The organism is Rheinheimera sp. (assembly GCF_030690345.1).
Classification (GTDB): Bacteria; Pseudomonadota; Gammaproteobacteria; order Enterobacterales; family Alteromonadaceae; genus Alishewanella.
Genome location: NZ_JAUYGV010000001.1, coordinates 690,292 through 714,339, shown reverse-complemented (window position 1 = coordinate 714,339; position 24,048 = coordinate 690,292). Strand labels below are relative to the sequence as shown.

General features: G+C 51.1%; 23 protein-coding genes, 1 tRNA gene and 1 other RNA gene. 16 read left to right on the top strand and 9 right to left on the bottom strand.

Going from position 1 to position 24,048, the window contains the following annotated elements:
• Positions 1–148: 148 nt before the first annotated feature.
• Positions 149–1,318 (top strand): lysozyme inhibitor LprI family protein, encoded by a 1,170-nt coding sequence (locus tag Q8O77_RS03395; protein ID WP_305551463.1) that lies wholly within the window; start codon positions 149–151, stop codon positions 1,316–1,318.
• Positions 1,319–1,355: 37 nt separating this feature from the next.
• A complete protein-coding gene (locus Q8O77_RS03390) occupies positions 1,356–1,502 on the top strand; it encodes a hypothetical protein (protein ID WP_305551462.1) in 147 nt (48 codons plus the stop codon).
• A gap of 503 nt (positions 1,503–2,005) precedes the next feature.
• Here the strand turns inward: Q8O77_RS03390 and minE are convergent.
• The 3 genes from minE to minC are packed head-to-tail and all read right to left on the bottom strand — an operon-like array spanning position 2,006 to position 3,791.
• Positions 2,006–2,266 (bottom strand): cell division topological specificity factor MinE, encoded by a 261-nt coding sequence (minE, locus tag Q8O77_RS03385; RefSeq protein ID WP_305551461.1) that lies wholly within the window; start codon positions 2,264–2,266, stop codon positions 2,006–2,008.
• A 3-nt stretch (positions 2,267–2,269) separates the two neighbouring features.
• Entirely contained in the window at positions 2,270–3,079 is an 810-nt protein-coding gene (gene minD / locus Q8O77_RS03380) for a septum site-determining protein MinD (protein ID WP_305551460.1), read from the bottom strand.
• Positions 3,080–3,089: 10 nt separating this feature from the next.
• Entirely contained in the window at positions 3,090–3,791 is a 702-nt protein-coding gene (gene minC / locus Q8O77_RS03375; RefSeq protein WP_305551459.1) for a septum site-determining protein MinC, read from the bottom strand.
• A 164-nt stretch (positions 3,792–3,955) separates the two neighbouring features.
• Between minC and Q8O77_RS03370 the strand changes: the two genes are divergently transcribed.
• The 10 genes from Q8O77_RS03370 to Q8O77_RS03325 all read left to right on the top strand — a co-directional run bounded on the left by Q8O77_RS03370 (position 3,956) and on the right by Q8O77_RS03325 (position 14,397).
• Positions 3,956–4,228: a YcgL domain-containing protein gene (locus Q8O77_RS03370; protein ID WP_305551458.1), complete on the top strand. Its 273-nt coding sequence runs from the start codon at positions 3,956–3,958 to the stop codon at positions 4,226–4,228.
• 26 nt (positions 4,229–4,254) lie between these two features.
• Positions 4,255–5,271, top strand: coding sequence for a lytic transglycosylase domain-containing protein (locus tag Q8O77_RS03365; protein ID WP_305551457.1), 1,017 nt, complete (start codon positions 4,255–4,257; stop codon positions 5,269–5,271).
• A 4-nt stretch (positions 5,272–5,275) separates the two neighbouring features.
• Entirely contained in the window at positions 5,276–5,938 is a 663-nt protein-coding gene (locus Q8O77_RS03360) for a fumarylacetoacetate hydrolase family protein (protein WP_305551456.1), read from the top strand.
• A gap of 2 nt (positions 5,939–5,940) precedes the next feature.
• Positions 5,941–6,435: a YcgN family cysteine cluster protein gene (locus Q8O77_RS03355; protein WP_305551455.1), complete on the top strand. Its 495-nt coding sequence runs from the start codon at positions 5,941–5,943 to the stop codon at positions 6,433–6,435.
• Between the two features lie 55 nt (positions 6,436–6,490).
• Positions 6,491–7,078: a mechanosensitive ion channel domain-containing protein gene (locus tag Q8O77_RS03350; RefSeq protein WP_305551454.1), complete on the top strand. Its 588-nt coding sequence runs from the start codon at positions 6,491–6,493 to the stop codon at positions 7,076–7,078.
• 73 nt (positions 7,079–7,151) lie between these two features.
• Complete coding sequence (smc, locus tag Q8O77_RS03345) at positions 7,152–10,565, top strand: chromosome segregation protein SMC (protein ID WP_305551453.1); 3,414 nt, start codon at positions 7,152–7,154, stop codon at positions 10,563–10,565.
• Positions 10,566–10,579: 14 nt separating this feature from the next.
• A complete protein-coding gene (zipA, locus tag Q8O77_RS03340) occupies positions 10,580–11,434 on the top strand; it encodes a cell division protein ZipA (protein WP_305551452.1) in 855 nt (284 codons plus the stop codon).
• Positions 11,435–11,529: 95 nt separating this feature from the next.
• Positions 11,530–13,572, top strand: coding sequence for an NAD-dependent DNA ligase LigA (gene ligA, locus Q8O77_RS03335; RefSeq protein ID WP_305551696.1), 2,043 nt, complete (start codon positions 11,530–11,532; stop codon positions 13,570–13,572).
• A 1-nt stretch (position 13,573) separates the two neighbouring features.
• Positions 13,574–13,909 carry a DUF3392 domain-containing protein gene (locus Q8O77_RS03330; RefSeq protein WP_305551451.1) on the top strand — a complete coding sequence of 112 codons (336 nt, stop codon included), beginning with the start codon at positions 13,574–13,576 and terminating at the stop codon, positions 13,907–13,909.
• Positions 13,906–14,397, top strand: coding sequence for a DUF2919 family protein (locus Q8O77_RS03325; RefSeq protein WP_305551450.1), 492 nt, complete (start codon positions 13,906–13,908; stop codon positions 14,395–14,397). Before Q8O77_RS03330 ends, Q8O77_RS03325 begins: the two co-directional genes overlap by 4 nt.
• On the opposite strand, the gene Q8O77_RS03320 is transcribed toward Q8O77_RS03325, so the two are convergent.
• Together Q8O77_RS03320 and Q8O77_RS03315 are read right to left on the bottom strand one after the other, a co-directional pair.
• Positions 14,394–16,016: a response regulator gene (locus Q8O77_RS03320; RefSeq protein ID WP_305551449.1), complete on the bottom strand. Its 1,623-nt coding sequence runs from the start codon at positions 16,014–16,016 to the stop codon at positions 14,394–14,396. The genes Q8O77_RS03325 and Q8O77_RS03320 overlap by 4 nt on opposite strands.
• Positions 16,017–16,277: 261 nt before the next feature.
• Positions 16,278–16,353 (bottom strand) — tRNA-Val (locus tag Q8O77_RS03315).
• Positions 16,354–16,553: 200 nt separating this feature from the next.
• Here Q8O77_RS03315 and gltX point away from each other — a divergent pair.
• Positions 16,554–17,969: a glutamate--tRNA ligase gene (gene gltX / locus Q8O77_RS03310; protein ID WP_305551448.1), complete on the top strand. Its 1,416-nt coding sequence runs from the start codon at positions 16,554–16,556 to the stop codon at positions 17,967–17,969.
• Positions 17,970–18,131: 162 nt separating this feature from the next.
• Entirely contained in the window at positions 18,132–18,929 is a 798-nt protein-coding gene (locus Q8O77_RS03305) for a YdiY family protein (protein WP_305551447.1), read from the top strand.
• Positions 18,930–18,988: 59 nt separating this feature from the next.
• Here Q8O77_RS03305 and serA read toward each other — a convergent pair whose 3' ends face one another.
• The 4 genes from serA to ssrS all read right to left on the bottom strand — a co-directional run bounded on the left by serA (position 18,989) and on the right by ssrS (position 22,086).
• Positions 18,989–20,218: a phosphoglycerate dehydrogenase gene (gene serA / locus Q8O77_RS03300; RefSeq protein WP_305551446.1), complete on the bottom strand. Its 1,230-nt coding sequence runs from the start codon at positions 20,216–20,218 to the stop codon at positions 18,989–18,991.
• A gap of 79 nt (positions 20,219–20,297) precedes the next feature.
• Positions 20,298–20,954 (bottom strand): ribose-5-phosphate isomerase RpiA, encoded by a 657-nt coding sequence (gene rpiA, locus Q8O77_RS03295; RefSeq protein WP_305551445.1) that lies wholly within the window; start codon positions 20,952–20,954, stop codon positions 20,298–20,300.
• Between the two features lie 290 nt (positions 20,955–21,244).
• Positions 21,245–21,865: a 5-formyltetrahydrofolate cyclo-ligase gene (locus Q8O77_RS03290; RefSeq protein WP_305551444.1), complete on the bottom strand. Its 621-nt coding sequence runs from the start codon at positions 21,863–21,865 to the stop codon at positions 21,245–21,247.
• A gap of 36 nt (positions 21,866–21,901) precedes the next feature.
• A non-coding RNA gene (ssrS, locus tag Q8O77_RS03285) (6S RNA) lies at positions 21,902–22,086 on the bottom strand.
• A gap of 195 nt (positions 22,087–22,281) precedes the next feature.
• Here ssrS and Q8O77_RS03280 point away from each other — a divergent pair.
• Positions 22,282–22,863 (top strand): UPF0149 family protein, encoded by a 582-nt coding sequence (locus Q8O77_RS03280; RefSeq protein WP_305551443.1) that lies wholly within the window; start codon positions 22,282–22,284, stop codon positions 22,861–22,863.
• Positions 22,864–24,048: a 2-octaprenyl-6-methoxyphenyl hydroxylase gene (gene ubiH / locus Q8O77_RS03275; RefSeq protein WP_305551442.1), complete on the top strand. Its 1,185-nt coding sequence runs from the start codon at positions 22,864–22,866 to the stop codon at positions 24,046–24,048. It abuts the gene before it with no gap.

Below are 24,048 nucleotides of genomic sequence, written 5' to 3'. Positions count from 1 at the left end.
TATTTTTCTTTGATTACATTTTGATGCTGGTGGGTATGAGAACAGCCAGCGGCGGATTATTGAGTTTTTATTATCACCGGTGATAAAAGCGGTGGATGAAGGGGGGAGGGAGCGATGAGCAACGCATTTTCTAAGGGTAGGTGTTTATATGAAATTTAACTGGAAAGTGGCTGTTGGCATTGTAGTGCTGATAAGTGGTGCAGCGGCCGCTGCAGTGGCTTATTGGCAAGTTAGCAGCGAGCAAAAGCAACGACGAGTTGATGTGATCAATCTAAACAAATTTATGTCAGAGCTGAATTGCACCAAGCCAGCTAATAAGGCCGAAGTAATTATTTGCTCTGACGATACTTTGCAGCTTTTGGATAAGCAGCTGGCAGTGGCATATCACAATAACAGCTTGAATACTTTTTGGCAGTTCAATCATGCAATTGAAAAACGGGCCGATGCTCCTTGTATCAAAGACTGTCTGGTAACTATGGACAAATTGCAGCAGCGCTGGATATCAAAGGTTCGTAACCGCTGCAGTAGTGTTGAATGTTTAACCAAGGTATACATTGAGCGGATCGCCGAGTTAAATGGGCAGTCTGAACCACTACCAACATTCAGAGTGGATCTAAACAGAGACACTGAAATGTGCCACGCCATGTTGGAAGTCCTCAATCAAACGCCACGCGACCAGTTGGGTGCCTGCACCCGTTATGACTTTAGCGGCAGTCCCTTTAGCCAGGTTTCTACCAAATTAACATCAGAGTATTGGCAAAATACTGAACAGTTTTTACATGAAAAGAACCAGATGCCGGATGGTAAAAGCAACATGCCATTTCACGCATTTGCAGATGCCTGGCCGGAATTAAAGAATAAATATCAGGTGGGGACTCGCCAGTTATATGGCGCCCAACGAGAGGGAGCTGAACATGAGAGAGCAGCCTGGTTTCTGGAAGTGCGCTATCCAAGTGCCAGCTGTCAGACATTACCCTATGGCACGAGGAACGAAAGAAGCCAAATATTCAGCAAAATTAAAGACGAACTTAAAAAAGCCGGTGTTGCCGGTGAGTTGTTGCATGCGGAACAAAATGGCTGGGAGTCTGTTGTCGCAGCGCCCGACGCAGGTCAATCTGGTTCTGTGTATTCTGGTCAACTAGTTCGTTATAAACAAGAATGGTTTGTACTCGACCAATCACGGATGAATGTAATCAACGGGCCAGAAAGCTATTCTTTATCTAAATCATTTGTTTATATAAAAAAGATATATCCAGACATGAACATTAGAACAAGTAGAGATAATGGCTATATGTGTAGTTATTGGTACAACTATTGAAACGTTTTGTCACGGTATACTGACATGGGGAATAGGTATGGCAGGTTTTTTATATATGTTAAAAAATAGTTTAAGAGTAAGAGCCTTAATTTTTTTCGCAATGGCGGGTTTAATTTCTTTTGGTATGTTCGGCTGGAGCATTTTTCAGAGTGAGGATTTCAAAGTTGCTTATGGTCATCAATAGGGTCAGAGTCATTGATTCACTGACCCCATTGATTCAACGCCTTAACCGGCCGACGCTAACGATGGCTAAGCACATTGCCAAAAACAATAAGAACGGATAAAGCGCCTCTAAGATCTGTTCAGCAGTGTAAGTAGCAGCCCGCTGCATCAATATTGCTGTTATCAAGGCAAGGGTGCCAAAAACAACCGCCGCAAGTCCAGATAACCACTGAACCCACTGATGTAGCCGCACTATGTTAAAGCGTTGAAACCGGCGCAAGCCCCAACTGCTGTATTGCCAGTAGCTATACATCACTAACAAAAATGCACCAACAAGGTACCAGAGTGGCGTTGCCGGGGTTAATGGTGTCAGCTTGGTCGACACTGCTGTGGCAAATAACATCACCATTAAGATGCCAACACTGTAAAGTGCTGAAAATATAAATTGATGCATAGTTTTGTGTTTAAGTTCTTTGCCTGAGGCTGAAAATAACAAACCCGCTGGCGCGGGTTTGTTGGCTAAGCTTAGCGCTTTTCATCCGGAAAGGTGACATTCAGCTCCAGCACGGATAACTGATCGTCGCGCTGTTCTAACGTTACGGCAATATCTTCCGGCGAAATATCCACGTATTTGCGGATCACTTCTAAGATATCGCGCTCCAGCTGCGGCAGATAATCCGGGCTGTTACGCCGTCTGCGCTCGTGCGCGACGATGATTTGTAAGCGCTCTTTGGCCGTGTTGGCCGTGCTTTTCTTGGTTGAACGAAAATAATCCAGTAATGACATCCCTTATCCTCCGAAAATCCGTTTTAACAGGCCCTTTTTCTCCACTGTTAAAAAGCGGAACGGCACTTTTTCACCCAGTAAGCGCTCGACGGTATCCAGGTATGCCTGACCGGCATCACTTTCGCTATCAAGAATAACCGGCTGACCGGAGTTCGACGCATTAAGCACGGCTTGCGACTCCGGAATAACGCCCAACAGGTCAATCGACAGAATTTCTTTTACGTCTTCAACGCTGAGCATCTCGCCTTTTTCTACCCGCTCGGGGTTGTAGCGGGTTAACAGCAAGTGCTCTTTTATTGCATCCAGGCCTTGCTCGGCACGGCGTGACTTACTGGCTAACATGCCCAGAATGCGGTCTGAATCGCGTACGGATGACACTTCCGGATTGGTAACTACTACGGCTTCATCGGCAAAATACAGCGCCATCATGGCACCGGCTTCAATGCCGGCCGGCGAGTCACATAAAATAAAGTCGAAATCTTTTGCCAGCTCGTTCAGTACCTTTTCTACCCCGGCCTTGCTTAAGGCATCTTTATCGCGTGTTTGCGACGCCGGTAAAATAAACAGGTTGTCGGTGCGTTTATCTTTAATAAGCGTCTGTTTTAAATTGGCTTCGCCGTTAATTACATTAACGAAGTCGTACACTACGCGGCGCTCACAACCCATAATCAGGTCTAAATTACGCAGACCAATGTCAAAATCGATAATTACCGTTTTATGGCCTTTTAATGCCAGGCCGGTACCGATAGCTGCACTGGAAGTGGTTTTACCCACGCCGCCCTTTCCTGACGTTACAACTATGATTTTTGCCATAGTGAAATCCTTACCCTAATTCTGCTAATACCAGTTGATCGTCCTGTAATTTGATACAAGCCGATTTACCCCAAAATTCACCCTGCAGGCTTTCGCTAAGCCAATAGTTACCGGCAATAGACACCAGTTCGGCCTGCAAGTTGTAACAAAAAATACGTTTACTGCGATCGCCGGCTGCACCGGCAATGGCTTTGCCACGCAAGGTGCCGTAAATATGAATGTTGCCATCGGCGATCACTTCAGCACCGGCACCTACGGTACCTTTGACAATTAAGTCGGTGCCTTTGGCATACAGTTGCTGGCCGGAGCGCACGGTTTGCTCAACAATTTTTGCGTCCATCGACACGTTCACCGTTTCTGCGTTGCCGCTTGGCACCGCAGCGCTGGCTTTGGCGGCTGTTTTGCTGTCTTTACCCAATTGCAAAGCGGCTAAGCCGGCTTGCTGGGCGTGTTGCTTTAACTCTGCGCCGGCGCCACACACCCCAACCAATACCAGGTTTAACTCAGTAAACAGTTGTTTTATCGCAGTAAAGTCGGGTGTTTGCCGGCATTCGGCTACATTGAGCACTATAGGCGCCTGATAGAAAAAGGCCGGTGCCTGAGCCAGTTTCTGGCTTAAAGCACTGCGTAGGGCGTTAACGCTGAGATCGGCGCAGGAGAGTACCGATAAAGGAAATAAACTGCCTTTTAGTTCCAAAGTCTGATCTGACATAACTGTTCTGTGCGCACTTATAATTATCTGTCGCGGGCTTTGACCTATTGCTTGCCAGGCCGCGCTTTTATTTGCGTTGCCGCTTGTTTGCCGGTACGCAATACCTGGGCTTCATGTTATAGTTTAGACCTTCGTTAAGCAAGGTTGAGGCGTGGTTTTATTCGATGCTGTGTGCAGTTTACAGAAGTCCGAACAAGGACAGTACCTATCTTTATGTTGAACGGCGTGATGACTTCAGCAAGGTACCGGCAACCTTGCTAACCACCTTTGGTGTGCCGCAACTGGTTACTGTACTTAATTTAGCCGCGCGGGAACAATTGGCGCTGGCAGATATCGATAAGGTACGGCTGCTGTTGCAGCAGCAGGGCTATTACCTGCAGTTGCCACCGCCACCGCAGGATATGCTGGCACAGCATAAGGCGCAACATCAGCAATAAATTCATTTACCTAACGGGTCCTTATTATGATTAAATCTGTTATCTGTATTACCATCGCGGCTGTCTTCAGTGTCTCCGTTTTTGCCGCCGACAATAAGCCTGAATTCTCTGATTACGTTGCCACACTAAAGCAGGAAGCGCTGAGCAAAGGCTATAAGCCGGAGTTAATCGAACCGGTGTTTGCCTCGCTGACCTATCACGAGCGTATTGTCGCCGCCGATAAAAGCCAGCCCGAAGTAGTGGAAACCCTCAGTACTTACTTACCCAAACGGGTAAGTGAAACCCGCATCAGAATGGCACGTGAGCGTTATCAGCAGTATTTACCGCAGCTGGAAAAAATTGCCGCGCAATACGGTGTGCAAGCGCGCTTTATTGTTGCGCTGTGGGGGCTGGAGAGCAGTTTCGGTAACTTTATGGGCACCTATTCTGTGCCGTCTGCCCTGGTAACCCTTGCCTATGACGGCCGGCGCGAAAGCTTTTTTAAACAAGAATTTTACCAGGCACTGGATATTTTAGCCCAGGGCCATATCAGCCTGGAACAGATGAAAGGCTCGTGGGCCGGCGCTATGGGGCAAAGCCAGTTTATGCCCAGCTCTTTTATGGCCTATGCGCAGGACGGTGACGGCGATGGCAAAAAAGATATCTGGACCAATCAGGCCGATGTATTTGCCTCTATTGCCAATTATTTAAAACAGCAAGGCTGGGATAACAGTAAAACCTGGGGCCGGGAAGTAATACTGCCGGACAATTTTGACATAACACATGCTATTGCCCGCGGTAGTTTACAGCGTGGCGAATGGCTGCAGCGCTGGGCAGCGTCGGAGCGCAGCCTGGCCGATTGGCAGCAACTGGGCTTACAGCGGTTAAATAAAACCGCGCTGCCGGTGCGCGACATTACGGCTGCTTTAGTGCTGCCGGATGGTGAAGATGGCCGCGCCTTTTTAGCTTACGACAACTACAAAGTGCTGATGCATTGGAACCGGTCTTATTACTTTGTTACCAGTGTCGGCTACCTGGCCGATTTAATCGTAGCGGCGGAATAACAACATGACATATCAACATCTTACTGTTGCTGGAGAACCCATAGCGCTGCCGGTTGGCAAGGTGCTGTGCATCGGACAGAACTATCAGGATCATATTGCGGAGATGCAAAGCAAAACGGCACCGCAGGCGCTGTTTTTTATCAAGCCCTCGACCGCGCTGTGTCATTTTTCGCCGGGCTTCAGCTTGCCGCAGGGGCAGGGTGCGGTACACAACGAAACCGAACTGGCAGTGCTGATTGCCAAGCCGTTACGCCAGGCTGACTTTGCCAGTGTAAACGATGCTATCTGGGGTTACAGTTTAGCGCTGGATCTGACGCTTCGTGATGTACAGGCACAGCTAAAACAGCTGGGCCGGCCGTGGGAAATTGCCAAAGGCTTTGACGGTGCCTGTCCGGTGGCCGGCTTTGTCGACAAAGCGCTGCTGCAGCATCCGCAGCAGTTAGAGTTTCGTTTAACGGTTAATTCGCAGTTGCGCCAACAGGGCAATACCGCCAATATGATCCGTGGTATCAGCCAGTTGATCAGTGAAATGAGCCAGCATTTTACCCTGTTACCCGGGGATATCGTGCTTACCGGCACACCCGCCGGCGTGGGGCCGCTGCAAAGCGGGGATCAGTTGCAGTTACAACTGGCTGATGTTTTTACAGTAAACAGCAAGGTAAATTAAGCATGGCTTTAGCAGAACGCTATTGGGAAACCAAAACGCTTGATGAAATGAACACAGAAGAGTGGGAAGCCTTGTGTGATGGCTGCGCCAAATGCTGCCTGAACAAGTTTATTGATGATGACGAAGATGAAGGCCCAACGGCAGTGCTGCACCAGGATGAACAGGTGCATTACACCAATATTGCCTGTCGTTACTTAAACAGCCACAAGTGTGAATGCACCGAATATACACAGCGTACTGTGCTGGTGCCGGATTGCATTGCACTGACCAAACAAAACCTGAAAGACATTTTCTTTATGCCAACCAGTTGTGCTTACCGGCGTTTGCACGAAGGCCGCGGCTTGCCGCACTGGCATCCGCTGTTAAACGGCGGTAAAAAAAGTCTGATGCATAAAAAGCAAATGTCAGTACGCAATAAAACCATCTCGGAGCACCAGGTTAACCTGGACGATTTTGAAGATTTTATTGTGCGCTGGCCGCTGAACGACCTGGATTAACCCGCATCTTTATGAGAGCCTGATTTTGTCATTTTTTCAGTATTCACAGCAGCTGATGCAACATTTCAGCCCCACCACAGTGCAACTGATTATCACTGTATCAGTGGTTATTCTGTACTTTATTATCAGCCGGCGTATTGCTCCTGTGTTATACCGCTTTATTGCCGCCAGCCAGCTAAAAGCCGAGATGAACAAGCGGGCCCTGGTGGTGTTCCACATTATATTGGCACTGTTGTTGATAGTGGTACTGAGCATTGTCTGGGGCGTCGATATCCGCGGTTTACTGGTATTGGCCTCATCAATGATTGCGGTAGTGGGGGTGGCGTTATTTGCCGCCTGGAGCCTGCTTAGTAATATTACCGCGTTTTTTATTCTGCTGGGGCAAAAGGCCTTTGCCGAGGGCATGGAAGTGCGGGTAGTCGACGGCGGTAACTTTCTCGAAGGTCGTATTATTGAAATTAACTTGTTCAGCACGGTATTGCGCACTAAAGATAACGAGTTAGTGGTGTATCCGAACAACCTGCTTATTTCGCGCCCGGTGGTGGTATTTCCAAAGAAAAGCCGTAAAACGGTAAACCATACCGTGGTAGAAAAAGCCCGGCGCTGGCGCAGTAAGACCTTGATTGGTCAGAGAAGCGAGTGATTTTCCCGTGACAGTAAGCAAGCGCGCTGCTACATTCGGCCAAACGCGATGATAACAATAATAATTTGCCCCGATGCGCTTAAAACAGATCAAGCTGTCCGGCTTTAAGTCGTTTGTTGACAGCACCAGTGTGCCTTTTCCACAGCAAATGACCGCTGTGGTCGGGCCCAATGGCTGTGGTAAATCGAATGTAATTGATGCAGTGCGCTGGGTGCTGGGCGAAAGCTCGGCCAAAAACCTGCGCGGCGATGCCATGACCGACGTTATTTTTAACGGCTCGTCGCAGCGCAAGCCGGTATCACAAGCCTCGGTAGAGCTGGTGTTTGAGAACACTCAGGGCCGCCTGGCCGGTGGCATGGCAGATCGCAGTGAAATTTCCATTAAGCGTATTGTTACCCGTGATGCCCAATCTAATTATTTTCTTAACGGCAGTAAATGCCGCCGCCGTGACATCACCGACATCTTCTTAGGCACCGGGCTTGGGCCGCGCAGTTACGCCATTATTGAACAAGGCATGATTTCCAGGCTTATCGAATCCAGGCCACAGGAGCTACGGGTTTTTATTGAAGAAGCCGCCGGCATTTCCAAGTACAAAGAGCGGCGGCGCGAAACCGAAAACCGCATTAAGCATACGCGGGAAAACCTCGAGCGTTTAGCCGATGTGCGTGAAGAGCTGGGCAAAAATATTGATAAGTTAAAGCGCCAGGCCAGCGCCGCCCAGCGCTATAAAGAACTTAAAGCACAAGAGCGTAAGCTGAAAGCGGAACTGACCACCATTAAGTGGCTGCAATACAACAATAGCTTTACCGCGTTGGAGCAGCAACTGGCGCAGCAACAAACCGAACTGGATAAGTATCAGTCGCAGGAGTTGGGCGATCAGCGTGTGTTGTTGGAGTTAAAACAGCAAGCACAGGACGGCCGCCAGGCGTTGGAGAAAGTGCAGAGCAATTTTTATCAACTGGGCAGCAGTATCAGCCGGCTGGAACAGCAAATTTTGCATCAGCGCCAGCAACAACAAAGCCTCAGCGCTCAGCTACAACAAGCACAATACACCCTGGCGCAGGCACAGGAGTTTATTGCTACCGAGCAGGCGCAGCAGGCTGAACTGCAACTGCAACTGGCAGAAGATGAACCGCAACAGGCGCTGCTGGACGAGCAACTGGCCGAACTGACAGAGCAACTGCAGCAGTTGGAAGATGAGCAGCAGCAACAGCAGCAGGCCTTTAACCAGTGGCAACAGCAGCATTTTCGCCTGCAGCAGCAGCAACAACAACAACAGTTACAGCAGCAAAATCAGCTTCATCAGCTTACTCAGCTGCGCCAACAGGAAGAGCAACTGCAGCAGGAGTTAGCCGGGCTGGCACTGGCCCCGTTGCAGCAGCGTGTCGGCGTGCTTACTGCTGAACTGGACCAGGCTGCCGCACAGGTACAACAGGCTGGGGCACAGCACGAACAGGCACAGCAGGCAGTGCAGCAGCAAGAGCAGCTAAGCCGTACGCTGGATGCCGCGCAGTTGCAGGCAAAGTCTGAACTGCTGCTGTTGCAGCGCGAGCAACAACAACTGCAGCAACAGCAGCAACAACAGGACGGTGAGCAACAGCAATTATTGCAGCAGTTGCAGGTAAAACCCGGCTGGGCCACCTCTGTCGCGTTGGTGTTGGGCCAGTTGCAGCATGCCGCGGTGGCCGAGCAACTGCCGGCTGCGGCGCTGACTATGGTAAGCCGCAACACCGCTGCTGCAGCTAAAGGCAGCCTGGCAGAAGTGATTGTAAGCGGGGTTTATCCGGAGAGCTTCAACCAGATCAGTTGTGTGGCCGACGTTGATACTGCACAGCAGGCGCTGCCACAGCTGACGCCCGGCCAGAGTGTAATCACCGCATCGGGCTATTGGCTGGGCACTAACTGGTCATTGCAGGCCGGGGCTCAACAGCAGGACAATTATTTACTGCGCGAAGAGCGCTTAGTACAACTGACGCAGGAATTAACCACAGCTGAGCAGCATGTCGCAGAGCTGAGCGGGCAGTACGGCGCGCAGCAAAGCGCGTTGCAACAATCACAGCAACAGCAGCAACACGCTATGGCGCAACTGCAACAGGCTGAGCGCTCACAGCAGCAGCAGCTCACCGCGCAGTTACTGGCACAGCAAGAGCTGCAACAGGCGCAAAAGCTGGCGCAAAAGTTGGCGGCAGAACAGCAACAGTTGCAACTGAAACAAGCGCAACTGGAAGAAAGCACCGAACAACTGGCGATGGCGCTGGAGCAAAGTGCAGAGCAACTGTTGCAACACGAAGCTGCGCAACAGCAATTGCACAGCCAAAGTGGTAATCAGCAGCAGCAAGTGCAACAACTGCGCGCGCAGTTCGAGCAAAAACGGACGCAGCAACAACAGCTGCTGATGCAACAAAAAGTGGCCGAGCAACAACTCAGCACGCTGCAGCAAAGCCTGCAGCGCGCCCGCATGCAACAGCAGCAATTGCAGGAGCAAGCCGGGGCGCTGGAAGCCAAACTGCAACAGGATGATGAACCGGAATTGCTGCTGCACGAACAATTGCAGCAAGCCTTACTGGAGCGCGAAGAGGCTGAGCAGCAAATGATTGCACAGCAAGATCAGTTGGCGGCGGTAGAGCAGCAAATCCGTGAGCTTGAGCAAGGCCAACATGGTATTTTGCAGCTGTTAAACAAAAAGCGCGCTGAGTTGGCTGAATTGCGCCTTGATGCTGAAGGCTACCGCGTGCGCGCCAATAATATGCTGGAACTTTTGCGTGAACAGCAGGCCAATATGAAGGATGTGTTGGCCGAACTGGCACCGGACGCTGAAGAAGCCGTCTGGCAGCAGCAGCTGGATAAAACCGTGGACGCCGTCGGCCGTTTAGGCCCGATTAACCTGGCGGCCATCGAAGAATATGAGCAACAGGCAGAGCGTAAGCAGTATCTGGATGCCCAGAATGACGACTTAACCTCGGCGATGGACACGCTGGAAACGGCGATCCGCAAAATTGATAAAGAAACGCGGCAAAAGTTTAAAGAAACCTTTGAGCAGGTGAATGACGGCTTAAAAACACTGTTTCCCAAAGTGTTTGGCGGCGGCAGTGCCTATCTGGCACTAACCGAAGATGACTTGTTGGAAACCGGTGTAACTATCATGGCAAGGCCACCGGGCAAAAAAAACAGTACAATACATTTATTATCGGGTGGTGAAAAAGCCCTAACGGCTTTATCATTAGTGTTTTCGATTTTCCGGCTTAACCCGGCGCCATTTTGTATGTTAGATGAAGTAGATGCACCACTGGACGATGCTAACGTCGGCCGTTTTTGTAATTTGGTGCGGGAAATGTCGGAAACAGTGCAATTTATTTATATTAGCCACAATAAAATTGCCATGGAAATGGCGGCGCAGTTAATGGGCGTGACAATGCAGGAACCCGGCGTGTCACGTGTTGTAGCTGTCGATGTGGATGATGCTGTCAAGATGGCAGCAGCCTCTTAATTAAAGGTAACCTTATGGCTGACGAATTACGTTTAGTGTTTATTATTATCGGCGCTTTAGTGCTGGGTGCTTTGTTGCTGCACGGCTTGTGGACAGTACGGAAAAACTCCGGCCAGCCAAGACACCGCTATTACGATGAGCAACAGCCGGACAGCACAGAAAAAGCCGACGGGTTCGACGATTTTGGTGTAGGCCAGGTGCGGGTAGTGAAAAAAGGCACTGCAGCGGAGAAACCGTCAGCAGCTAAATCCGTAGCTAAAACTGAACCGCTAAAACGGCCTGAGCCGCAAAAAGCCGTAGCTGAAGTGCAAACCGAATTAGCCTTTGACGAGCCGAAAGAGCCGGAGCTGAACTTCAGTGCGCTGAGCGAAGATGAATTGCAGCAACCGGCGTTTGAAGCGCCGGCAGAGCAAGATGAGCCGGCCCCGGCAGCTGAAGAGCCGGCAGAAGTGCTGATTTTGTATGTGTTGTTGCCGGAAAGCAAAGACATGAAAGGGCCGGATTTACTCTCTGCGCTGTTAACCCTGGGCTTTAAATACGGCGAGATGGATATTTTCCACCGCCATCTGGACAGTGCCGGCTCCGGTGCAGTGTTATTCAGCCTGGCCAATATGTTTAACCCGGGCACCTTTGACCTGGAAAATATCGAAAAGCTCAGCACCCGCGGTGTCAGTTTGTTTATGACCTTACCCGGGCCAGGTGAGCCGCTGCAAAACTTTAACCTGATGCACAACGCGGCGAAGAAGCTGGCAGAAGAATTCGGTGGCCAGGTGTTAGACGGCCAGCGCAGTGTGCTCACAGTACAAACGGTGCGGCATTACGTGGATAAGATCCGCGAGTTTCAGCGCCAGCGCCTTATTCACGGCTAAAGCCGCTAACGGCGAAAATAACAGCAGCTAAAACGGCAGGCAGTAGTCCTGCCGTTTTTGTTATGGCAAACTCAGAGCTACATTTTTACAGGCACATTCAGGTTATGGAACAGGCAATTTTGCAGCAGGTACAGCAGCTGCGTCAGCAATTGGAAGACTACAGCTATCAGTACTATGTGCTGGATAACCCCTCGGTACCGGACGCCGAGTACGACCGCTTATACCGGCAGTTACAGCAGTTAGAAGCAGACTATCCGCAGTTGGTTACAGCAGACTCGCCCACCCAGCGGGTTGGCGCGGCACCGCTGGCCAAATTTGGTCAGGTCAGCCACAGCATTGCCATGTTATCGCTGGACAACGCCTTTGGCGCGGATGAATTCAACGCCTTTTGCAAACGTATGGCCGACAAACTCGATAGCAGTGCGGAGTTCAGCTTTTGCTGCGAGCCGAAACTGGATGGCCTGGCAGTAAGTATCCGCTATGAAAACGGCGTGCTGGTGCAGGCAGCAACCCGCGGCGACGGCTATACCGGTGAGGATATTACATCTAACGTAAAAACGATCCGCGCCGTGCCGTTAAAACTAAAAGGCCAGGCTATACCGGCGGTGCTGGAAGTGCGCGGCGAGGTGTTTATGCCGTTGGCCGGTTTTAACCAGATGAACGACAAGGCCCGTGCTGCCGGCGACAAAGTGTTTGCCAACCCGCGTAACGCTGCCGCCGGCAGTTTACGCCAGCTGGACCCGAAAATCACCGCGCAGCGGCCACTGATGTTTTATGCCTATGCCGTGGGCGCGGTGGAAGACCCGGCGCAACTGCTCGACAGCCGCAGCCATTATCAGCGCTTAATGCAGCTAAAAGACTGGGGGCTGCCGGTGTGTCCGGAAATCCGCCTGGTAACCGGTGCCGATGCAGCGCTGGCGTACTATCAGGATATTATGCAGCGCCGTGCCGCGCTGGCGTATGAAATTGATGGCGTGGTGATCAAAGTGTCGGATCTGGCACAGCAGCAGGCGCTGGGGTTTGTCGCCCGGGCACCGCGCTGGGCTATAGCCTTTAAGTTTCCGGCTCAGGAAATGCTGACCAGCTTGTTAGATGTCGAATTTCAGGTTGGCCGTACCGGTGCCATTACGCCGGTTGCCAGGTTAGAGCCGGTGCTGGTGGGGGGCGTTACCGTCAGCAATGCCACTTTACACAATCAGGATGAGATCGACCGCTTAGCGGTAAAAATCGGCGACAGGGTCATAGTGCGCCGTGCCGGTGATGTGATCCCGCAAATTGTTTCGGTAGTGACAGAGCAGCGGCCTGATACGGCGCGCGATATCGTGTTTCCGTTAAGTTGCCCGGTATGTGGCTCGGCAGTAGAGCGGGTTAGTGGTGAAGCCGTAGCGCGTTGCAGCGGTGGTTTGTTCTGCGCGGCGCAGTTAAAAGAGTCGATAAAACATTTTGTCTCGCGCAAAGCCATCGATATAGAGGGCCTGGGCGATAAATTGGTGGAACAGTTAGTTGAGCAGCAGTTGGTGAAAACCCCGGCCGATATCTATAGCCTGGATATGGCGGCGCTGGTGGGTTTGGAGCGGATGGCGGAGAAATCCGCACTTAAGCTGTTAGCGGCGATTGAACAGTCAAAACACACCACCTTAGCGCGTTTTATTTATGCCTTGGGTATTCGTGAGGTAGGGGAGGCGACGGCGCTGAATTTGGCCAATCATTTTGCGGAGTTGCCGAATATACAACAAGCCACAGTGGAACAACTGCTGCAGGTCAGCGATGTGGGCACTGTAGTGGCGGAGCATGTAAACAGCTTTTTTGCCGAGCCGCATAACCAGGAAGTAATAGCCGCTCTGCTGGCGGCAGGGATCAGTTGGCCGCTAATAGAGCAACAAGCGCAAACCGAGCAACCGCTGGCCGGGCAAACAATAGTACTTACCGGCACGCTGATCAGCATGGGCCGTGACGATGCTAAGGCTAAACTGCAACGCCTTGGTGCCAAGGTGTCCGGCTCGGTATCGGCGAAAACCCACGCCGTTATTGCCGGTGATAATGCCGGCTCTAAACTGGCCAAAGCGAACGAGTTAAATGTGGCAGTGTGGACAGAGCAGCAGATGTTAGATGTATTTACGCAGTACGGGGTGAATTAAGATGCCGGATGTTATTTATCAGTTGCTGCTGGATTGGGGCAGTTTTTTCCGGCCTTATGTGCGCGATATTGCGCTGGCGATGGTGGCAACCTGTCTGGTGGTGTTCGGCGATGATGTAAACCGCTTTGTGCGTCGGCAAATCGCCTCACTGCACTTTGTCTGGCGTACCGGTATTTTTATTCTGCTGTGTGCTTTTGGCTATGGCGCGCTAACAATATTGTTAACGCCGCTGGTGGCCGGCCAGCTGGGCAAGTTAACTAATCTGTGGTTGCCCTGGGTGTGTTTAGCCATTTTTATCGCGCTTGGCAGCCTGGCGCAGCGTAAACGCCAGCTATGAGCCGCGCGCCGCTGTGGCCGGTACTGGATGACTATGGCTTACACAAGGTGCCGCTGCGCTTTTACTGGCTGTTGTTGCTGCTATTGCGGCCTTATATCTGTTGGGTATTGGTGCTGACATTGCCGCAGGCTCAGCGCGATATGTTGGCACTGTTTTACCCGCAACAAGCCGATTTTATCCTCGCCTGTCTGGTGGCTGCGCCGTTGTTGTTGCTTATTGCAGCGCTTAGCCAACGTAAACCCAAAGGCCACCGCGGTTGGTGGCATATCTGGCGTTTTGGCCGCGGTATATTATTGCTGGTGGCTTTAGCTGATTTGGTGCTGACTATTGTGGATTTACCGGCGCTGGTAATGTTGGATGCACCCTGGCGTATTGCCGCCCCGGTATTGTTACTGGCCGGGGTGTGCTGGCTGTTGCGCTCGCGGACACTGCGTGCGGTATTTGCCGAATGGCCGGACGCGGCTAACGCCAACAGCACTAAGCCTTAAGCCAGCTTGCTCAGGTACTTTTGCTTTAATTGCAAATAACGCTGCTGTTGCTCCGGCCTGAGGTTGGTGTTTTCAATCAGTTGATGGCATTGCTGCAGTAGCTGTTCGCGTTGCTGTGGCGGGCACAGTGGCCTTGGCGATGTCAGCAGGGTTTGCCATAAATTCAGCGCGATGCCGGCGTTTTTCGGCATCACCTGCCATGCCAGCGCAAAAGCCGAAAAAGCCTCCTGCCAGTTACCGTGCTGATACAAATGCACGGCATTATTATTCAGCTCGCGCGGACCATGTGCCATAGCCGCACGCTCGCGTTGCTCTTGTTGTAAGTAGGCGCTTAATACCGGCTCCGGTTGCTGCCGGCGGCAATGCTCAGTTATTTGTTTAAACAGCGCCCGTGAGGCGTCGCTTAAACCCACTTCATGTAAGGCCTTGGCTTTATCCAGCGCATCTTCCAGTGAATCTATATCGCTCTGTGTGGTTAAATCCGCCAGCAGCAACCGTGCTTTTTCCCTATGGTCCTGCAAATACAGCAGCCTGGCTTGCAGCACTTGCTGCGCTGCAGTCAGCTTCTGTTCGGCAAACTGGCGTTGTACGGTATTAATGGATAAGGTAGCCTGGCGGTTCAGCCGCGCCTGTTGCTCGCTGTCGTCGGTGCTCAGGGCAAAGTCTATGCTGGCACGGGCCAGGTTCAGATACAGATCCGCTTGCTCGTGCATCGAGTTGCGGGCGTATTTCACCATATCGCGGGCGGCACGGTACTGCAGCTCGTAGTCATGGTTCAACCTGGATAATTGCAATAATTTTTGTTGGCGTAATAAATTACGCGGCGCTATATCGGCGGCAGCCAAAATATGTTGCTGCGCCTGCTGATAGCGTTGTTGCTGAAACTCCAGCTCGGCCAGGCAGTCCAGCGCAAACAGCCGTGTTTCGCTGCGCGCCAGCATCTGTTCCAGCTCAGCAAAGGCTTGTTGTTCCTGGTTATCGTGCAGTAAACAGCGCACACGGCCGATGCGGGCCCAACTAAACGGCTGAATACGCAACATCGCATCAAAGAAGGTGGCTGCGTCTGCAAAAGCTTGTTGCTCCAGCAAAATGTCGCCTTTAAGTTTAAGCAATAGCGGAAAGTACTTATGCAACTCGGCTTGTGCCAGTTGTTGGTCTACTGCCGACAGCGCGCGGCCATACAGCTTTTGCTGCAGTAAGTCATACACCGGTCGCAACTGTTGTTTACGGCGGAACACCCGCTCAATACGCATTTGTAAATCGCGGATGACAAAAGGTTTGGCTAAAAACTCATCCGGCTGTAATTCCAGTACACTGTGCACCAGCGCGGGGTCGGTTTCTGCGCTGATAAAAATCATGCCGCAATTCAGCTGCTGTAAGCCACTGACTTTAAGCTCTTCAAATAATTGATAACCGTCTTTGCCTTTGGGCAGGTTATAAGCACAGATAATTAAGTCATAGCTGTTTTGTTTACATAAGCTCAGCGCCGTCTGGGCGCGGTCAGCATAGCTGATATTCTGGTAGCCCAATTGCTCCAGCGCATAACGCAGATAGCTTTGGCTTAAACTTTGATCGTCAATAATCAGAATGCGCTCGTCGCGCTTGACGGTATTATCCATGGCTGGTCAAAAAGCTGTCAAAAGTAAAATTAGCGTTACTATAGCAATAATTTTTCGCAGAAAAACCAAAAGCCGCAGAAATTGCGTTGATGTAACTGCTATTCGCAGCTGAATGACTTAAACAGGGATTTTTAGTAAAGGTAAACTGGTGCTTTGCTATGGTTTGTATCAGGAGGTGGTGGATTGTACTGTGTTCGGGGCAGTGGCAACCGTGTCTTAATAAAGAGAGGGCGGTGCTTTGCTATGGTTTGTATCAGGAAGTGGTGGATTGTACTGGGTTCGAACCAGTGACCCCCGCCTTGTAAGGGCGGTGCTCTCCCAGCTGAGCTAACAATCCACGCTGTTTGATGGCGCTCATTATAGGGAGCATGAAAAAGCTGTCAACATTATTTTGGTAATAGCGGTTTGTCTGCTGCAAAAGTAAACATTCTGCCGTGCTTTAACGCAAAACAGTTGCGGCGGCGCTACCTTAGCGGGTGCATCCGGCGCCCCGCATTGTTACAATAGCCGCCATTATTGCACTGTGATGGATAAACTATGTCTCTTGTTACCCGTTTTGCGCCAAGCCCAACCGGATATTTACACGTTGGTGGTGCCCGTACTGCCTTGTTCAGCTGGTTATATGCCAAAAAGAAGGGCGGAAAATTTATTCTGCGGATTGAAGATACCGACTTAGAGCGGTCTACCCAGGCATCGGTTGATGCCATTTTAGAGGGCATGAGCTGGCTGGGGCTGGACTACGACGAAGGCCCGTATTACCAAACAAAACGCTTTGATTTATACAAAGAAGTTGTAGCGCAGCTGGTGGCTGACGGTAAAGCCTATAAGTGTTTTTGCAGCATAGAAGAAGTTGATGCCATGCGCGAAGCGCAAACCGCAGCCGGTGAGAAACCGCGTTACAACGGTATGTGGCGTGACCGCACTGATCATCCGGCAGATAAACCCTTCGTGATCCGCTTTAAAAACCCGCAAAGCGGCACTGTGGTCATTGACGATTTAATTAAAGGCCGCATTGAAATTGCCAACAGCGAGCTGGACGATTTAATTATTGCCCGCAGCGACGGCACACCCACTTATAACCTTACCGTGGTGGTGGACGACTGGAAAATGGGCATTACCCACGTGATCCGCGGCGATGACCATGTAAACAATACGCCAAGACAGATGAATATTCTGGCGGCGCTGGGCGCGGATATTCCGAAATATGCCCATGTACCGATGATCCTGGGCGATGATGGCAAACGCTTATCCAAGCGTCACGGTGCTGTGGGTGTGATGCAATACCGCGACAACGGCTTTTTACCCGAAGCCTTACTGAACTATTTAGTGCGCTTGGGCTGGTCACATGGCGACCAGGAAATTTTCAGCAAAGACGAGTTAATTCAGCTGTTTGACCTGGATAGCTGTAACCGTGCACCGTCGGCATTTAATACTGACAAGCTGATTTGGTTAAACCAGCACTATATGAAAACCCTGCCGCCAGAGCAGGTGGCGGCGCAACTGCAATGGCATATTGCAGAGCAAAAACTGGATATCAGTAACGGCCCCGCGTTAACTGAGCTGGTAAAAGCCCAGGCCGAACGGGTAAAAACGCTTAAAGAAATGGTTGAAGTAAGTCGCTACTTTTATGAAGACTTCAGCCAATTTGACGCCGATGCCGCAAAAAAACATTTACGCCCGGTGGCGCTGGAACCTTTGCAGGCCGTTGCAGCCAAACTGGAAGCATTAACTGACTGGTCAGTAACGGCCATTCATGATGCGATAAACGCTACGGCAGAGCAGCTGGGGGTTGGCATGGGCAAAATTGGCATGCCACTGCGGGTAGCGGTAACCGGTGGCGGCAATTCACCGGCATTGGATCTAACCTTAAGTTTAATTGGCAAAGCCCGTAGCCTGGCGCGGTTGCATTTGGCGATCAGTTTTGTGCAACAACGTGCAAACGACAGCGAGTAAGGCTGCTACTTTCGGTCAATCCACCAAATACTCAGTCCGCTGATGCCGGACTGAGTAACATAGCTTGCTACAATGTTACTGCAGTTCAGGGAATGAATAATAACAACCGGGAAGACATAACTCATGGGTGAAACAACAACAACGGAGTAATACAGCAAGATAATGCATTTTTTCTCACGCGGTGTCAGCCTTGCGCTGATGCTTTGCCTGTATGGGGTACAGGCAGCAGAGACTGATAACTTGCCGGTCAGCGAAGAGCCACTGCAGCCTATAGGTTTTTTTGGCACGGTAACCGGCGATGTTGAGCTGGGGTTTTTGCTTACATCCGGTAATACCGACTCTTTTGCTATCCGCGCCAACAGCGAATTAGTACATGATTTGCAGCACTTTCGTAATCGCTACCAATTACAAAGCCTGGTGCAAAAGAATAACGTCATTGATACTGAAAGCGGTGCATCACGTCAGGTTACTACGGCCAGCCGTTATGGCTTTACCGGCCAGAGTAACTACAAGTTAGTCTCCGGTAATGAATCTATCTTCGGCCGTGGCGCTTTTTTGCATGATAAATTCGGCGCCTTTCGCGAACAAGCCTCGTTAGCGGTGGGTTACGGTAACCGGCTGTACGAACAACTGACAGATTATGTTGATTTGGAAACCGGGCCGGGTTTTGCCCATCAGCAATCGGCGGCAGGCGAAAACAGAAGTGGTGCTATTTGGTTTTTGGCAGCGAATATGAACTATGCCTTGTATGACACCAGCAGCTTTCGGCAAACGCTGGAGGGGGCGGTATCGCTGGATGGTGAAAACACCACCTTGCTTAGCCGCAGCAGTATTACCGCTACCATAGCCGACAAGTTATCTATGCGGTTAAACTTTATCGTGAAGTATAACTCCAGGCCTGAGGGCACACTGCGCAGCACCGATACCGAAACTTCAGCCTCACTGGTATATACCTTCTGACAGTAAAAAGCCGGTATAAGTTACCGGCTTTTTTATCATCACACCGCTCTGGCGGATGCTTACGAATGCAGTACCCGGGCCCGTAAGGTGGCCGGTATCGCCCGCAGTTCATTTAACGCCTGCTCGACATCGTCAGAATCAATGTCAATAACCACATAACCAATATCGGCATTGGTTTGCAGGTATTGGCCGGCAATATTGATATTGTGTTTGGCAAAGGCTTCGTTGATTTTAGTCAGCACGCCCGGCTGGTTTTTATGGATATGCAGCAGGCGCGAGCGGCCTTTGTGTTCCGGCAGTGACACTTCAGGGAAGTTTACCGCCGACAGGGTAGAGCCGTTGTCGCTGTATTTCACCAGCTTGCCGGCCACTTCAAAGCCGATATTTTCCTGCGCTTCCTGGGTAGAGCCGCCAATGTGCGGGGTTAAGATCACATTATCAAACGCACGCAGTGGCGAGATAAATTCTTCATCGTTGCCTTTGGGTTCTGTCGGGAACACATCAATAGCGGCACCGGCCAGCTTTTTGCTGCGCAGCGCCTCAGTTAAGGCATCAATATCTACCACGGTGCCGCGCGAGGCATTAATTAAAATGCTGCCGGGCTTCATCAGTTCCAGCTCGGCTTCACCAATCATGTTTTTGGTTTGCGGCGTTTCCGGCACATGCAAGGTGATCACGTCAGAGGTTTTCAGCAAGGTACCAAAGTTAACCTGGCTGGCATTGCCCAGCACCAGCTTGTCTTCGATATCGTAAAACTGCACCCGCATACCGATATTCTCCGCCATAATACTCAGCTGAGTACCGATATGGCCATAACCGATAATACCCAGGGTTTTACCGCGGGCTTCAAAGGAGTTATTGGCGGTTTTTTGCCACTCACCGCGATGGGCAGCAGCAGAGCGCTGCGGAATACCGCGTAGCAGCATAATAATTTCGCCCAGTACCAGCTCGGCTACCGAACGGGTATTGGAAAACGGTGCATTAAATACCGGGATAGCGCGTTTTAACGCTGCGGTTAAATCGACCTGGTTGGTACCAATACAAAAGCAGCCGATAGCAACCAGTTTGCCGGCGGCATCCAGTACTTTTTCCGTCAGTTGGGTGCGCGAGCGGATACCGATAAAATGCGCATCTTTAATGCGCTCAATCAGCTCGTCTTCCGGTAACGAGGTTTTTAAATATTCGATATTGCTGTAGCCCTGATTTTTAAAGCTTTGCACCGCACTTTGGTGTAAGCCTTCGAGCAGCAATATTTTTATTTTGTCTTTGGCCAGTGAAAATTTTTCCATGTCACTTCTCTTCATTAAATTTAAAATAAAATCAGTTAGTTATTCTTGTTATAGTTTTTCGTGGCCCAAGGCTGCAATATCAGCGGATAACCTGTGTACCGGTAGCGCTGCCTACCAATACCATATCGGCCGCACGCATTGCGAAGATGCCATTGGTTACTACGCCGACAATATTATTAATCTGTTGCTCAAGCTCGATTGGTTCGCTGATGGCTAAATCGTGTACGTCGAGGATCACATTACCGTTATCGGTAGTGACACCGTCGCGCAACACCGGCCGGCCGCCCAACTTTGTCAGTTCACGCGCCACATAGCCGGCGGCCATTGGGATCACTTCGACCGGCAGCGGAAATTTACCTAATACTGCAACCTGTTTGCTCTGATCAACAATGCAAATAAAGCTATCGGCTACCGCTGCAACAATTTTTTCGCGGGTAAGGGCGGCACCACCGCCTTTAATCATATGTTTTTGCGCGTTAATTTCATCGGCGCCGTCTACGTAAACACTAAAGCTGTCGATACTGTTTAAATCCAGCACCTCGATACCCAGGGCTTTGAGCTTTTCGGTAGATTGTACCGAGCTGGACACGGCCCCTTTAATATCATGCTTAATGCTGGCCAGGGCATCGATAAAATGATTTACCGTAGAGCCGGTACCCACGCCAACCACGGTATTGCGCGGAATAAACTCCAATGCAGCCCAGGCCGCGTTTTTCTTCATTTCATCTTGTGTCATCAGCTGATCCAAATTCGTTTAGCCATACAGATGGATATTATATCGAAAGGGCCTGCTGACAAAAGGGTAAAAGCAGAAAAACGCCAAAACAGTTTTATTACTCGAAAGATGATGGTTCGAATGAGGAGGCCAGAAACGCGATCTGGTCGTCACAGAGTGTCTGAGCCCTGCCGCAGGCAGTAGGGCGAGTTGCTGTGACGAGCCAGAGCGGGTATTGTGGCCGGATTCAGCCACACAACCAATGCTTCCGCAGCGTAATAATCTGCTTTCGCGGGTTACGCCGTAAACGCTCAGCGAAAATCAAAGTATTTACCCGGCGTAATAATCTGCTGCAGCGGAATATCCCAAGCCTCACCCGGCACGGCATCTACCTGCTGGCAGTTATGCGCCAGGCCGATAACCTGACACTCGCTGCCCGGCGGCAGTTGCGACAAAGTGCGATCATAAAAACCGCCGCCCATACCCAGGCGGTTACCGGCGGCATCAAAGGCAACCAGGGGCGTAAAAATCATATCCAGCTGCTGCACTGGTAGCAGCCGGTGGCAAGCGGCGAAGGGTTCGGGGATGCCGAATTTGTTCGGGTACAGCAGAGTATCTTTGTCGTAGCGCACAAACAGCAAATAACCGGCAGCAAACGGGTGTAGCACCGGCAAATACACGCTTTTGCCCAGTTGCCACAGCGCCTGGATCAACGGATAAGTATCCGCTTCGCCGTCATTGGCCAGATATAGCGCAAAGTGTTGTTGCTGTGTTAGCCCGGGTAATGCCAGCGCGTGTTGTAGTAAATCCTGCGCGGCTTGTTGCTGTTGCTGAGGGCTAAGCTGCTGCCGTTGGCGGCGGATAAAGGTTCTGAGCTGTTGGCGCTGTGTGCTGGTATCGGCCAAGGTAGATATCTGTGTTGCTGTGGACATGGTACTGAGTATGCCTGAACGGCGGCAGAAAAAAAGGGGTTCTCCAAATTGCCGTGTCTGGTGTTAGCCCTTGAACCATAGGTTCAAGGCGGGAGTCAATTGGCCACCTCAGGCTTCCCGGTACGGGCCGGGCTTGCACACTGGCGGCGCAGAAGAATCCCTGGGTAAAAACAATTATCGGCTCAGGGACATCCACCTGATCACCAACAATCCAGAGAACAGGCCTGAGTATAACACCGCAGTTTACGATGGATAAGGTTATTCATCGCAGTTTTACGTCTGCTGGTGTTAGTTGCATGGTTTTACAGCAACTTTTGTTTACACACTGCGCTGTTGTTATTTCTGCGGCCGGAAAGTTGGCGCTTTTTCGCTGTGGTGGTAGCATAAAGGCAGTTAATCACAGCACGAATAGTTATATGAGCAGCCTTTCTTTACTAAGCTACGATGAATGGACTTACAAGCTGGACCAGGGCTATGTTATGGCCTCGGCCGCAGAAGTGCATGGTTTAATTGCCGGCCTGCTCAGCGCCGGAGTCGATCCGGAGCCGCAGCAGTTAATGCCGGTGCTGCACGACTTTCTTAACGACGGCCAGGCGCTGCCGGTCGAAGTAAAACAACATGTGATCAGCCTGATAGAAAACAGTGCCAAACAATTAGCGCAAAACGATTTTAGTTTCAGCATGTTACTGCCAAGTGACGACGACAGCCTGCCGGAGCGGTTAGATGCCATGGTGGAGTGGACCCAGGCGTTTTTAGTCGGTTTTGCGGTGCAGCAAACTGATTTATCGCTGGTATCAGATGATGTACGCGAAGCGCTGGATCAGTTAACCGAAGTAACCAAAATCGATATTCACACTACCGATGACGGCAGCAGCGAAGAGAACGAAGAAGCCTACTATCTGGTGCTGGAGCATATCCGCATTATGGTACTGGCCTGTTATACCGAAGTGGGGCAAAAGTTCGGTGTGAAGCCGGTAAGCAATAAGACATTGCATTAGATGAGTACAGCAACCCCGCAGCAGTTCGATATTGTTATTGCCGGTGGTGGTATGGCCGGCAGTACCCTGGCGGTGGCGTTGTTGCAGGCCAACCCGGCGCTGAAGCTGGCCATTATTGAGCAGCAGGCAGAACAAATCAGCAGTACCAGCTTTGACAGCCGCAGCATAGCATTGGCTGCCGCCAGCGTTGAGCTGTTAGCAAAATGGGGCTTGTGGGCTGAACTGGCCGGCAAAGCCTGTGCTATTAAGCATATTCAGGTGTCGGATCGCGGCCATTTTGGCAAAACGCAGTTAAGCGCCGCGGAATATCAGCAACAGGCGCTGGGATATGTACTGGAAGTAGAACCGTTTGGCGCGGTGTTGTCCGGCAAACTGGCGCAATATAAACAGTTACAACGCTTTGCCCCCAATACCATCAGCGGCATCACCACCACGCAGCAGCACCAGCACCTGACCTTAAATGACGGCACAACATTGCAGACTAGATTACTGGTTATTGCTGAAGGTGGCTTATCCCCCAGCCGTGCGCTGGCAGGTTTTACGGTGCAGGAGCGTCGTTATCAGCAATATGCGGTTATTGCCAACCTGGCACTGGCGCAGGGCCATCAGCATACTGCGTTTGAGCGTTTTACCGAACATGGCCCCATCGCATTGTTGCCGCTTAACGCGCAGCGTTATTCGCTGGTATATACCGTAGAAGAGGCGGCAGTAAACCGGATTATGCAGTTGGACGATGCCGCCTTTGTTGAGCATATACAGCAGGCTTTTGGTTATCGCGCCGGTATTTTTACCGCAGTGGGGCGCCGGGCTTGTTACCCGCTTAGCCTTCGTGTAAGCGGCGATATAGTGCGCCATCGTACGGCATTGCTCGGCAACAGCCTGCACAATGTGCACCCTATAGCCGGCCAGGGCTTTAACCTGGCGCTGCGCGATATTGCTGAGTTAGTGCGTCAGCTAAGCGCTGCGCCGGAGGATATTGGCGGCTATGCCATGCTGCGCGCATACCAGCAGGCACGCCAGCAAGATATCAACACCGTAACCACTGCCACCGATGCGCTGGTGCGTATTTTCTCTAACCGCTCGCGCTTAATGGCGTTGGCGCGTAACGGTGGCTTGCTGGCGATGACATTATGTGATGAATTAAAACGCCCGTTGGCCGAACAGGCGATGGGGCTGCGGAGCTAG

Excerpts from the sequence above, each read along its gene's own strand:
- Q8O77_RS03395 (WP_305551463.1), top strand. The coding sequence starts at position 149 with ATGAAATTTAACTGGAAAGTGGCTGTTGGCATTGTAGTGCTGATAAGT.
- Q8O77_RS03390 (WP_305551462.1), top strand. The coding sequence starts at position 1,356 with ATGGCAGGTTTTTTATATATGTTAAAAAATAGTTTAAGAGTAAGAGCC.
- minE (WP_305551461.1), bottom strand. The coding sequence starts at position 2,266 with ATGTCATTACTGGATTATTTTCGTTCAACCAAGAAAAGCACGGCCAAC.
- minD (WP_305551460.1), bottom strand. The coding sequence starts at position 3,079 with ATGGCAAAAATCATAGTTGTAACGTCAGGAAAGGGCGGCGTGGGTAAA.
- minC (WP_305551459.1), bottom strand. The coding sequence starts at position 3,791 with ATGTCAGATCAGACTTTGGAACTAAAAGGCAGTTTATTTCCTTTATCG.
- Q8O77_RS03370 (WP_305551458.1), top strand. The coding sequence starts at position 3,956 with ATGCTGTGTGCAGTTTACAGAAGTCCGAACAAGGACAGTACCTATCTT.
- Q8O77_RS03365 (WP_305551457.1), top strand. The coding sequence starts at position 4,255 with ATGATTAAATCTGTTATCTGTATTACCATCGCGGCTGTCTTCAGTGTC.
- Q8O77_RS03360 (WP_305551456.1), top strand. The coding sequence starts at position 5,276 with ATGACATATCAACATCTTACTGTTGCTGGAGAACCCATAGCGCTGCCG.
- Q8O77_RS03355 (WP_305551455.1), top strand. The coding sequence starts at position 5,941 with ATGGCTTTAGCAGAACGCTATTGGGAAACCAAAACGCTTGATGAAATG.
- Q8O77_RS03350 (WP_305551454.1), top strand. The coding sequence starts at position 6,491 with ATGCAACATTTCAGCCCCACCACAGTGCAACTGATTATCACTGTATCA.
- smc (WP_305551453.1), top strand. The coding sequence starts at position 7,152 with ATGCGCTTAAAACAGATCAAGCTGTCCGGCTTTAAGTCGTTTGTTGAC.
- zipA (WP_305551452.1), top strand. The coding sequence starts at position 10,580 with ATGGCTGACGAATTACGTTTAGTGTTTATTATTATCGGCGCTTTAGTG.
- Q8O77_RS03330 (WP_305551451.1), top strand. The coding sequence starts at position 13,574 with ATGCCGGATGTTATTTATCAGTTGCTGCTGGATTGGGGCAGTTTTTTC.
- Q8O77_RS03325 (WP_305551450.1), top strand. The coding sequence starts at position 13,906 with ATGAGCCGCGCGCCGCTGTGGCCGGTACTGGATGACTATGGCTTACAC.
- Q8O77_RS03320 (WP_305551449.1), bottom strand. The coding sequence starts at position 16,016 with ATGGATAATACCGTCAAGCGCGACGAGCGCATTCTGATTATTGACGAT.
- gltX (WP_305551448.1), top strand. The coding sequence starts at position 16,554 with ATGTCTCTTGTTACCCGTTTTGCGCCAAGCCCAACCGGATATTTACAC.
- Q8O77_RS03305 (WP_305551447.1), top strand. The coding sequence starts at position 18,132 with ATGCATTTTTTCTCACGCGGTGTCAGCCTTGCGCTGATGCTTTGCCTG.
- serA (WP_305551446.1), bottom strand. The coding sequence starts at position 20,218 with ATGGAAAAATTTTCACTGGCCAAAGACAAAATAAAAATATTGCTGCTC.
- rpiA (WP_305551445.1), bottom strand. The coding sequence starts at position 20,954 with ATGACACAAGATGAAATGAAGAAAAACGCGGCCTGGGCTGCATTGGAG.
- Q8O77_RS03290 (WP_305551444.1), bottom strand. The coding sequence starts at position 21,865 with ATGTCCACAGCAACACAGATATCTACCTTGGCCGATACCAGCACACAG.
- Q8O77_RS03280 (WP_305551443.1), top strand. The coding sequence starts at position 22,282 with ATGAGCAGCCTTTCTTTACTAAGCTACGATGAATGGACTTACAAGCTG.
- ubiH (WP_305551442.1), top strand. The coding sequence starts at position 22,864 with ATGAGTACAGCAACCCCGCAGCAGTTCGATATTGTTATTGCCGGTGGT.